Here is an 11,532-nt window from a genome sequence, read left to right as displayed (position 1 = left end):
TTGTGGCGTAGGAACTTCAATTATAACATGAAATTGGGGGTCATTGTTTTTTTATACAAAAAAACTCTACAACCCTTGATATATAAAGAAATTTTTAAAAGAGTAGTGTAAAAAACTTTACACTAACCATTATTTTATGGAGATGATATAATGCCTAAAAGTAATAATCTTCAAAGAGCCTTAGACTATATTGAAAGCAACATTTTTGAGGATATCAGCCTTTATGATATTTCTCGAGAAGCAGGATTTTCTGTACCACATTTTTATCGATTATTTAAAAAGCTTACTGGCGATACAGTCGGAAAATACATATTGAGACGAAGAATAGCCTTTGCAGCAAAGGCTTTAGTAGAAAGTAATAAACCTATAAGTCATATCGCTTTTGAATATGGCTTTGAATCGCATGATGTATTTACCCGTGCCTTCACAAGAATATATGGAGTATCTCCTAATAAATACCGCCACAGTAGTGTACAACCTCCTCCGCTAAAAAGATTAGATATAATCAATAGTAATTCCGATATAAATGAACATCAGATGTCCTTTAGTATATTAACCATGAATAGCTTTTCCGTTATTGGCATGGAGTGTAACGCAAAACAGTGGGACAGTGATGGAGCGATAGGCAGATTATGGGGTGCTTTTTTATCACGTGTTGATGAAATAAAACGGCCTTCAATTCCAATGGTAATGTATGGAATTTGCGAAAATGAAACCTGCCACAATGGTCAATTCAGATACATGGCTGCCATAGGCGTAGACTGTGCAGCTGAAGTACCATTAGGCATGTCAAAAAGAATAATAAGAGCTCAAAGTTTCTTCCAAGCAAGTGTTCCCAACTTTATCAACACACCAGATGCGTACACCAGTACAGTTGACTACGCAAAGAGTCTTGAATATGAAATAGATGATTATGATGATCTTGAGGTTTATGAAGACACTTTTCAAGATCCGGATATCTACACCTTTAAGTTATTAATACCAATTAAATAGATTTAGGAGGTAATTTTTATGTTTTCTGAAGTGTTAGAGTACTATAGCAAGCCTGGAGCAATAACAAACCTTGATAAATATAAAACCTTTACAGATTGGTTAACAAATAACCCAACTGCAATTTATCAGGTAGTTCAGGGATTGATTGTTCATGACTCATGGGTTGGAGACTACGGCGAAAGCTATAATGAAAACCATGAGTATTCTCAAAAAACAGCATATATGGAAGATTTGCTTGATAAGATACTTGAAATAGATGGCAGCAACCTTGCAATTCCACGTCATCCGCGTGACCGCGTAATAGCCTGCTGCCGAGAATTTGCCACTTTAATGTGCGCCTTTCTCAGAGCTAAAAAAATACCTGCCCGAAGCAGATGCGGCTTTGCACTTTACTTCGGATGGAACGGCATATATGAAGATCACTGGATATGCGAATATTGGAATGGTGATCAATGGCTAAGGTGTGACCCTCAGCTCGATCCACTTCAGCAAAGCTCAGTTATTAACTGGGCGCTCAAAGGCAATGATATAAAAAATAAAATGAACAGAATTCAGCAGTTTAATCCATATGACCTTAAATGCGATGAATTTATTACGGCAGGAGAAGCATGGAAGTTATGCCGTGAAGGTAATGAAAATCCGGAGCATTTCGGAATAAGCAGCCCTATTAGACCTGAATGGGGGATTGATTCATTATTCGGTCTCTGGTTCATACGCGGACAGCTGCTTCGTGACTTTGCTGCTCTAAATAAAGTCGAGACAGTTCCATACCTTGTTAGAATTTGTAAAGGACTTGATTGGAAACCCTGGCATCTTGTTTATGCAAAAGACAGCGAGCTAACCGATGAGGAGTTATCACTCTTAGATAAAATAGCCGACCTTACAACTGATGTAGACACAAATTTCTATAAAATACGAGAAGCCTACTTAACAAACAAGGATTTGACTGTGCCTGATGAGATAATTTCGAGATAGGGAACTTGTTTATAACAAGTTCCGACCTGCTGACCTATTCAATGAGTATATTTATTTAAAATTATTTGCTTCCTCAAATAACCTTGGAAATATAATGTTGTTTTCGAGATGAATATGCCTAAAGGTATCATCTTCTACCTTCTCAAGGAGCTTGTAGGTCATTCTATAACTGTTGCAGGCATCCTGAGGAACGGCATAATTCTTTGTAATCTCTCTTAATTCCTTCAGTATTGCTCCTGCACCCTCATGCTCCTCTTCCAGTTCCTTAATGTTTTCCACTGCCTTACTCAATATCTCTTTATTCCCTGTTTTTTCGTATTCAACTACCAGTGGAAACACGATTTCCTCTTCTTTTATAAGATGCTGATCAAGTTCCATTTTCAAGCTGTGCAAGAGTTTATGAACCTTGGAGAGCTCGGAATGGTTTGCCCCGTGAACTCTCAGTATTTTCGTTGTAAGTTCGCTCAAACGAGGTAGTGTTTCATTTAGATAAGCATGATGAGTATTTATCACATGCTCGATAAGTTTTGAATAGTTTTCTGAGGCCCAATTCTTGTCCTTTACTTCTTCCGTTACATATTTATTATAGTCTTCATTTATTTCGGATATTATTTCATCGGCATTAAGATTTTGCTCTTTGACAGCCTCTGTTAATTGTCTGTCTCCTCCACAGCAAAAATCTATTTTATGTTTTTTAAACGTCTCCATGGCTCTAGGGAACTTAGCAGCAATCTCTCCGATTTTTTGATTTTTATTAAACATATTATCCATATTCTAAAACCTCCATATTAATTATTTTTAACTATACATTACCCTAAAAGTCCCCAATAATTCTGTGATTCAAATCAAATTTTAATTTGATTGACATCATAGTTGAAAAATTCAATGCAGCATATAATCAGATCATGAGCGGTGCAGCAGAGTCTTGACCGTATAATACTTTTGAAAAGGAGAAATAATTATGGATAATAAAATACAAATAGCTGAAAAAAACTTTTGGGTTGGTAAGGTAGATGACAGACCAGTACCCTTTCACAGATTAATACTAGAAAAAGGAACAACATATAATTCATATCTTTTAGAAACTGAAAAACCTACACTTATAGATACTGTAGATATTTCCTTCGGAGTTGAATTCGTTAAAAAGCTTTCAGAAAATTTTGATTTAAGTACTTTAAAGTATGTGGTTATAAATCATGTAGAACCGGATCATGCAGGTGCGCTTCCAGCTCTGATGAGCAAAGCTAAAAATGCTGTAATTGTCACAACGGAAAGGGCTAAAGAACTTCTAAACGGCATGTTCAAACTTCATAACAAAGAGTATCATATAATCAAGGATGGAGAAACTTTGGACATTGGTGGAAAGACATTGAAATTCTTCGAGGTTCCATATCTTCATACAGAGGAAACCATGATGACATACTGCATTGAAGATAAAATACTGTACCCTTGTGATATATTCAGCACTCATTTGGCAACCTATGAATTGTTCAATGACTTGGCTAAGGTGGATATTACAGAGGACTTCAAAGTATACTATCAGCTTATCATGAGTCCTCATAGGCCCTACGTTAGAGAAATGCTTGCAAAATTAAAGACCATAGAGATAAACACTATAGCTCCATCCCATGGCTTCATATTAAGGGATAATGCCAAAAAGTTTGTCGACCTGTATGACATTATGAGCAAGAAGGATACGTCTAATAAAAAAGCTCTTATACTATACAGTTCCATGACAGGTAACACAGGAAAGATTGCAAATGACATTTATGAAGGTCTCACAGAATCAGGAATAGAGACAAGCATAGTAAATGCAAAAAGTTCTTCCATTGATACAGTTAAGGAAATGGCAGCAAAAAGCCAGCTAATTATAATTGGAAGTTCCACCAAATATGGTGATATGATAGGAAACATCGAAGACTACTTGAAAGAAATAGTTTCTATGGATCTTTCAAGCAAATATGGCTTCGTCTTTGGCTCCTACGGCTGGAGCGGAGAATCCATTGAGATAATAAATGATTACCTAAAGAAGAGCAATATAGAACTTCTGGATTCTGCCAGAGTCATAAAAACTACAGGAGCAAATGATATTCACCTACCATTAAGAATCAAATTCTATGGAGAGGATGAAAAAGCCGCTGCAATCAATGCTGGCAAATTGGCTGCAGAGTTTATTGCCTAACTGTACAATATGTAGAAATGAGAGGACTGCGGCATAGCGATATGTGCAGTCTTTCTTCATAGCTTAATATGCCAAAGTTATTCTAAAATATTTTGAAAGTATGCTTTGTTATTTATTATCAGTTTTTTAGTTCCTACCAATTTGATGGCATCCTCTTCCTGGAGTGACGTTAGCTTTCTGCTTATTGTTTCCCTGGTAACTCCTATGTAATTCGCCATCTCTTCTCTGCTTAAGGGCAAATCTATAATTATACCTTCATCACCTTCCACTCCAAAATCCTGAGCGAACCCTAGCAGCATGGAAGCTATTCTAGCCTCTACATCCTTTGTACTCAGGTTCTGTATAAGGTCCTCCAGATTCTTAAGCCTGTCATGAAGCACTTCAAGTATCTTTAGGATTATCTCAGGATTCTTTGTAACTATTTTATCAAAATCATCCTTGGCAATTGTACATATCACAGCATCTTCAAGTGCTTCAGCATTGAACTGAAAACTGCCCTTCTTCAGCAGGCTCATATCCCCTATGAATTCCCCTTCAGATAATATATATAGTATCTGTTCGCGACCTTCTCGATTATACCTAAAAACCTTTATTTTTCCCTGATTTACTATATAAAGCTTTTCCTCAACATCCCCCTCAAAAAATATAACCTGGCCTTTCCTATACTTTCTTGTAACAATTATATCGGAAATCTTTTTGAAGATTTCCGGCTGCAAAGTTGAAAATATATAAACCTTCGATACGCAATACTTTCCTGTACATTTGAAACAATCCTTGCTACATTGCGACATTCTGCTTCATCCTCTCTTAACATCATGCAATAATTATAACAGTTTGAACTTAAGCATATTTATAAGCTACATAAGTATTTTGCCACAAAAGTTTTTAAAATGACGTAAAATTTGATTTGAATCACATTAAATATAGTTGCAAACATTGACCCAATAGAACTATCCATCGCTGAGCAGCGCCTTATAGAACATGGCATGAACCCACAGGAACTTAGAAATCTGTGCGATATCCATATGGAAGTCCTAAGTGATGAATTGGTAAAATTAAAAAAGAAGATTGAACCAGGCCATATGCTTGATACTCTTATTGTTGAACATGAAAAGATAAAAGAGTTTTTGACTGAACTAGAAGCGTTAAATGTCACAATCCAAAAACAGAAGAGCTACAATGAAAATCCTGACCTTTTTATGCATGGAAGATTGTTTTCACCAATGATTGAAGTATTTTTATCATCTTGTTTCCAAATGTCTGATAATCTATACTATAATCAGGAAAATCTATTGTATATGTTAAAGGAGTGAAAAATGAAATTAGGAGAGGTTTGTTTAGAAACAAATGATGTAATTAAAATTGCAGATTTTTATAGAAAGATATTAAAGATTTCCTCTGAATGCAAAGATGAAATTCATCAGACTATTATTACTGAAGGCACAACATTAACGGTATATAATAATGGAAGTATAAAAAACAATCAGAACCAAAACATAAGTTTAGCTTTTACTGTTGATGATGTAGATGAGGAATATATCAGGTTGTTGAGCTTAGGTGTGAATATCATAAATAAACCCAAAGTTCAGCCATGGGGAGCAAGGAATATGCACTTTTGCGATCCTGATGGAAATCATGTATATTTCAGGAGCTTCCCCAAATAACAGGTTAAAAGCCTTTTATCTATCCTTCTTATAAAGCTATATATTAACTTAACTCATAGTGCTAAAAGATAAATTTTCATTAAGCTGAACCAGTCAGGTCTCCTAAAAACAAATCTTTTTGATATAGTAAAAGAAGTACGGGAGATTCTTTTCTGGTTATAACTATTGTATATGTCTTGCTTGTTCCATTTGGTTTTGTTACCCCAATATTGATGGTATTTCCCCCACGTTCAAATCATATGTAGACATTATCTGGTTTATCAACATCAATTCTTACAAATGACCTCTTACATATTGAAAATTCTACGTTTATAAATTAATTGACCTTAGTAAAAATTGTATCCATGGCAATAATTTAAAATATGAATCCTTGGATTTATATATAGCCAGACTTGACACCGGGCTTTTTAATCTGCTGGAGCAGTATAAAAATAATCCTATGGTTGTGCACCTTAGGTATTTCTTTAGTTACCAGTAGTGGAATTATATTCTCTTACCTGATAATCGTCTATCTTGTCAAATGCTATGTAATCTTTCTTAGTTAAGTATGGTCCAGTTGATGGAAGTGTAAATGTATAATATGCTATTGCTGTACCTTTAGATCTATCATCATACCATTTTAGAAAAGCAGATAGTTCAGATGCTGACAAATCATATTCTTTTCTATCTCCGTTTACCATGTTGATTATTAGGGTTGCTCTGTTGCCTACTGGTGTTGGAGTTGGATTGTCATCTGTTACTGTAACTACACATGTAGCACTTAACTTTGTTCCTTTAATTGTGGCCATTATTGTCGCTGTTCCAGTTCCAACTGATGCTACTAACGTATCTGTTGAATTCGAGCCATTTAGGCTTAATGAATCGATCGTTTTATTTAGTGATATTCCTGCAGCCAACTTAACCAAATACCCCGAAGTATCTATATCAACAGCATCTATAGTCCAATTATCGTCGCTGCAAGTTATAGTAACAATATGAATTCCTAAAGTCAATCCATCTTTTTCATATACCGATACATTTTGGTTTTCAGAAGAACTATATTCAGAAAATGTTGAATTGGGACTATTATCTATTGATATAGAAATATTGTTAGGTCTATCATTCTCACAATCAGAAATTACTTTAAAAGATGTGCCATAGAATCCAAAGCTAACGCTTGCATTTTCTGATTTGGCATACTGTATAGAGTTATTATACCACTTCCAATTACTTTCCGAACCCCAATCTCCAGTATATATTATTTTACTATCGGTATTATCGTATCTATTGTAGATAGCTTCTACTCTAGCTACCTTTTTATTCTGTTTTGTGCTCGTCTTTGTTTTCGCAAATGTAGTTGTAACGCTACCGAATATAAATACAACTAAAACTGCTAATAAAATTGATAATTTTTTCTTCATAATATCTGTTTCCTTTGTAATTAAAGTTTAATACTTCCATATTATCGTTATCTCGTTTTATTAAATTAATGGAATATATTGTTTTTTAGGCATAAAAAAGAACCTGGAGATTAAACCCCTGGTGTACTTTGAGTTGTAGTGCTTACAGTTTGAACACTGTTTTGAATATTATATATTGTTTGTTTTAAGGATGTATTTTCAGCAACAAGAGAAGCATCATCATTGGTTAGTTTAGTTACATTTGCATGCAAAGCTGTAATATCCTCAGACAATTCTTTCTTACCTTTATTAGCCTCGCCAACTATTGCTTGGCGTACCTTCTCGATATCTTCATCAGAAATAGAAGATATCCTTTCTTTAATTAGCTTGTTAAACTCAGCTATTTTTTCATCAGTAAACTTTCCAACTGCCTCTTTCAATCTGAATTTTTCCTCAACTATGTTCCAAACATCCAAGCCTACAGTTTTTATAAAATCATAATTGTAAGCACCTATTTTTGATTCTATTTCCTTGTTTATAGATGCATCACCAACACCTTTTATCATGACTATAGCTATAGACACTCCAGCAGCTGAAATAATAGGGATAATTTGATTTAACAATTCTTTTCCCAGCATCCTAGAGATGTAAATTCTGTCAGGTACAAGCTCTCTTAATAAATCTATTTATATAACTGCAAATAATAATAAAAAAATATGTACATATTTCTATTATTCAAGTGGACTTTTACACTTCATCGTCGCCAATCTGCCGTGAAAACGCAAAAATACCAAGCATTGAATTTCTTCAACCCTTGGTATTCCTAAGCTCCCAAGCGGATTCGAACCGCTGACCTACTGATTACGAATCAGTTGCGCTACCAGCTGCGCCATGGAAGCATGCAATATAAAATTATTGACTTAATAATTATATTACTTTATTTAAAATGTTTCAACACCTTTTGTAAGTTATAAAATCAATTATTAAGCAGCTATACATCTATCTACTATAATAAATAGCGCCTCTTTCCCGTCGTAAAAAAAAGACTTTCCTGCTCTAAGTCCTTCCTTAAAGCAAGAAAACTCTCATCTAATGCTCAACAAAAATATCTAAAAGTTCTTTACTTCGTTCTTAATTCATCATTCTATATTACTAATTAACTATCTCTTCGTCATATTCCAGCAGCACTGCTCTGGCTGGTGCTCCTTCAGTTCCTTTGATTTTAAGCGGCAGTGCCACAAGTGTGTATCTTCCCTGCTTGATATCCTTTAGTCTCAATCCCTCCAATACCTCAATTCCACTACCCAAAAGCAGCTTATGAGTCTCATGTTCAGGCTGGCTTCGTTCAATACCAAGCCCATCTATACCTACTCCTTTTACTCCTTTATTCATCAAAAACTCTGCAGCATTTTTCTCTACAAATATAAAATTAGCCTCAAAAGTTTCTGTAAGGGAATTCTTCGTCTTAAAGAGAATAAAATCTCCTTCTTTAATATCTAATTGCTCTATGTCCTGTCTTTTAATCGAATCCTCTACATTGGATAAATCAAAAACCTTACAGATAGTTATCCCCTTCGATAAGTCAAATTTCTCTATACTTTCTCCATTTTCAAGCATATGCAGCGGTGCGTCAAAATGAGTACCGCAATGTATATCCATATAGATTCTTGACTCGTAGTGACTTGCATTGGAGTAATTGGCAACATTCTGTATCTTAGTCTTCTTATCTTCTATATTGTTATATACTGGCATATCATCATGAATTAGCATAGATATATCATAAATCTTCATTGTTATCACCTCTTCAATTAAATTTCCCACCACTGTCTGTTGTCTCTGCTCAAAAGCTCCTGTGAAGCCTCTGGTCCCCAAGTTCCAGATACGTAATTAGGAAATTGCTCCTTACTATTTTTCCATATAGATATGATTTTATCAACAAACCGCCAGGAATACTCTACTTCATCCCATCTTGTAAATAGCGTTGAATCGCCCTTTAACACATCTGATATAAGCCTTTCATAAGCTTCAGGAGAATTGTTCTCCATCTGGCAGTTCTGGCAAAAGTCCATTTTTACAGGCACAATTTCATTTCCCGTTCCAGGCTTTTTGGCATTAAACTGAAATATTACGCCTTCCATAGGCTGAACCTTTATTATCAGAAGGTTCGGTACAAGATTGTTTTCTCTTGCATAAAGTATTTTAGGCAGTTCCTTAAATTGAATAACTATCTCTGTAGTTTTATTCTTCATTCTCTTGCCAGTTCTTAAGTAAAACGGTACTCCCGCCCATCTAAAATTATCAACGAAAACCTTCATAGCCACAAATGTCTCCACATCAGAATCCGGTGCCACCTTCTCTTCTTGCCTATAGCCATTAACCTTGTTTATGCCGATTTCTCCAGGACCATATTGTCCCCTAACCATATTATGACGAACAAAGTCCTCATCTACATGCTTTATAGCCTTTAATATCTTTATCTTCTCGTCCCTTATGCTTTTAGTATCTAGATTTACTGGTGCCTCCATAGCTATGAGCGTTAGCAGCTGGAACAGATGATTCTGTATCATGTCCTTCAGTGCTCCTGCATTCTCATAATACCCTCCTCTGTTCTCAACACCTACTGTCTCACTCGAAGTTATCTGAACATTATCTATATAATTATTATTCCAAAGATGCCCGAATATGGGGTTTGAAAACCTAAGCACCATTATATTCTGAATCATCTCTTTACCAAGATAATGATCTATTCTATATACATTGTCTTCAGTAAACACCCTTGTTATCTTATCATTTAATTCCTCTGCAGAACTCAGGTCCTTTCCAAAAGGTTTTTCTATAACCAGCCTTCTTATGCTTTTCTCACTCAAGGCCATATCATGATGCTTAAGTTTATCTACTATAACGGCAAAATACTCAGGTGACACTGCCAGATAGTAGGTTCTATTTCCATTTGTATTATATTTATCATCCATCTCTTCCAAGATATTTTTTAGTTTCACATATCCGCCATCATCAGAAAAATTAAACCTTACATAATATATTCTTTCTCTCATTATGCTCCATACATCTTCCGTTAATTTAAACCTTGTAAACTTTTCTATAGATATTCGTACTTGCTCTCTATATTCTTCATCACTAAAATCTTTTCTTCCTACAGAAACTATAGCAAAACTATCTGGGAGCTGTCTCTGATGAAATAGATTATATAGAGAAGGCATAAGTTTCCTGTGGGTTAAATCACCGGTACCACCAAATATAACCACTATTGATGGCATTTTTGTTCCTTTATTCATTGTGCCACCTCGCATTTTCCTTCTAACTATTTTGTTTCTGTATTCTTGGCAACCGCATGACCCCCAAAGCCATTTCTAAGTGCTGCGACAACCTTGCCTGTAAAAGTATCCTCTTCTTCGGATCTGTACCTCATCATTAATGAACTTGAAATTACAGGCACTGGTACTTTAAGCTCCAAAGCCTCTTGCACTGTCCAAAGTCCTTCTCCAGAAGAATACATGACTCCCTTTATCTTATCCAAATTTTCATCCTGTTTAAAAGCATTCTCTGCTAATTCCATAAGCCATCCTCTTATTACAGAACCATTATTCCATACCTTTGCCACCTTTTCATAGTCAAGGTCAAAACTGCTTTTCTGTAATATTTCAAACCCTTCTCCAATTGCCTGCATCATTCCATATTCAATACCGTTGTGAACCATCTTAACAAAATGGCCGGCACCTGGTTTTCCTGCGTGAATATAACCATTCTCTACACTTATATCCTTAAGCAGCGGCTCTATTATCTTAAAAACCTCCTCCTCTGCTCCAGCCATGGTACATGCTCCATTCCTTGCTCCGCTTATTCCTCCGCTGGTTCCCACATCAGCAAAATTTATATCCTTCTCTTTTAGGTATTCGTAATGCCTTAACGAATCCTTATAAAAAGAATTTCCTCCATCTATTATCAAATCACCCTTATCTACCATAGTTGAAAGTTTTTCTATCATTTCATCCACTACACTGCCTGCTGGAACCATAAGCCATATAATTCTAGGCTTAGGCAGTTTCCGTACTAGTTCCTCCAAGCTGTACGTCCCTGTTAATCCATCCTCTTCTGCTTTTTTCACTTTCTCTGCCGTTCTATTAAAAGCAATTACATTATGACCATGATCCCTCATATTAAGTGCTAAATTATATCCCATTTTCCCTAATCCTATTAACCCTATTTCCATAATTAATTCTCCTTTTCGAAAACAATTTCTTATTACATAATATGTACTAATGAATAATTGTTCTTACTTATAATATGCACTTATTTCTTCCAATAGTCAATATCTATATAT

The 11,532-nt window shown here is 35.2% G+C and carries 11 protein-coding genes, 1 tRNA gene and 1 pseudogene; 5 read left to right on the top strand and 8 right to left on the bottom strand.

Features of this window, described 5'->3' with window-relative positions; all coding sequences use genetic code 11:
* Nucleotides 1-150: 150 nt before the first annotated feature.
* Entirely contained in the window at nt 151-993 is an 843-nt protein-coding gene (locus CLORY_RS21500) for a helix-turn-helix domain-containing protein (protein WP_079428411.1), read from the top strand.
* 18 nt (nt 994-1,011) lie between these two features.
* A complete protein-coding gene (locus tag CLORY_RS21495) occupies nt 1,012-1,968 on the top strand; it encodes a transglutaminase domain-containing protein (protein WP_079428409.1) in 957 nt (318 codons plus the stop codon).
* A 51-nt stretch (nt 1,969-2,019) separates the two neighbouring features.
* On the opposite strand, the gene ric is transcribed toward CLORY_RS21495, so the two are convergent.
* Complete coding sequence (ric, locus tag CLORY_RS21490; RefSeq protein ID WP_079428407.1) at nt 2,020-2,739, bottom strand: iron-sulfur cluster repair di-iron protein; 720 nt, start codon at nt 2,737-2,739, stop codon at nt 2,020-2,022.
* A 190-nt stretch (nt 2,740-2,929) separates the two neighbouring features.
* Here ric and CLORY_RS21485 point away from each other — a divergent pair, with 190 nt between their 5' ends.
* Nucleotides 2,930-4,150 carry an FprA family A-type flavoprotein gene (locus CLORY_RS21485; RefSeq protein ID WP_079428406.1) on the top strand — a complete coding sequence of 407 codons (1,221 nt, stop codon included), beginning with the start codon at nt 2,930-2,932 and terminating at the stop codon, nt 4,148-4,150.
* Between the two features lie 77 nt (nt 4,151-4,227).
* On the opposite strand, the gene CLORY_RS21480 is transcribed toward CLORY_RS21485, so the two are convergent.
* Nucleotides 4,228-4,941: a Crp/Fnr family transcriptional regulator gene (locus tag CLORY_RS21480; RefSeq protein ID WP_079428403.1), complete on the bottom strand. Its 714-nt coding sequence runs from the start codon at nt 4,939-4,941 to the stop codon at nt 4,228-4,230.
* Between the two features lie 126 nt (nt 4,942-5,067).
* Between CLORY_RS21480 and CLORY_RS21475 the strand changes: the two are divergent.
* Nucleotides 5,068-5,334 (top strand): annotated as a pseudogene (locus CLORY_RS21475) (DUF438 domain-containing protein); the annotation flags it as partial.
* Nucleotides 5,335-5,466: 132 nt separating this feature from the next.
* Entirely contained in the window at nt 5,467-5,814 is a 348-nt protein-coding gene (locus CLORY_RS21470; protein ID WP_079428401.1) for a VOC family protein, read from the top strand.
* A 464-nt stretch (nt 5,815-6,278) separates the two neighbouring features.
* On the opposite strand, the gene CLORY_RS21465 is transcribed toward CLORY_RS21470, so the two are convergent.
* The 6 genes from CLORY_RS21465 to gnd form a co-directional block, all read right to left on the bottom strand.
* Nucleotides 6,279-7,214: a hypothetical protein gene (locus CLORY_RS21465; RefSeq protein ID WP_079428399.1), complete on the bottom strand. Its 936-nt coding sequence runs from the start codon at nt 7,212-7,214 to the stop codon at nt 6,279-6,281.
* A gap of 110 nt (nt 7,215-7,324) precedes the next feature.
* Nucleotides 7,325-7,816, bottom strand: a complete 492-nt coding sequence (locus CLORY_RS21460) for a hypothetical protein (RefSeq protein ID WP_139376118.1) — start codon at nt 7,814-7,816, stop codon at nt 7,325-7,327.
* 203 nt (nt 7,817-8,019) lie between these two features.
* Nucleotides 8,020-8,092, bottom strand: a tRNA-Thr gene (locus CLORY_RS21455).
* A 253-nt stretch (nt 8,093-8,345) separates the two neighbouring features.
* A complete protein-coding gene (locus CLORY_RS21450) occupies nt 8,346-8,984 on the bottom strand; it encodes a cyclase family protein (RefSeq protein WP_079428395.1) in 639 nt (212 codons plus the stop codon).
* A gap of 17 nt (nt 8,985-9,001) precedes the next feature.
* On the bottom strand, nt 9,002-10,486 hold the full coding sequence (zwf, locus tag CLORY_RS21445) for a glucose-6-phosphate dehydrogenase (RefSeq protein ID WP_079428393.1): 1,485 nt from the start codon (nt 10,484-10,486) through the stop codon (nt 9,002-9,004).
* Between the two features lie 26 nt (nt 10,487-10,512).
* Complete coding sequence (gnd, locus tag CLORY_RS21440; RefSeq protein WP_079428391.1) at nt 10,513-11,421, bottom strand: phosphogluconate dehydrogenase (NAD(+)-dependent, decarboxylating); 909 nt, start codon at nt 11,419-11,421, stop codon at nt 10,513-10,515.
* Between the last annotated feature and the right edge of the window lie 111 nt (nt 11,422-11,532).

This window comes from Clostridium oryzae (assembly GCF_002029235.1).
GTDB lineage: Bacteria > Bacillota > Clostridia > Clostridiales > Clostridiaceae > Clostridium_AE > Clostridium_AE oryzae.
The sequence above is the reverse complement of the archived record's forward strand: the minus strand, read 5'-3'. Positions and strand labels throughout refer to the sequence as shown.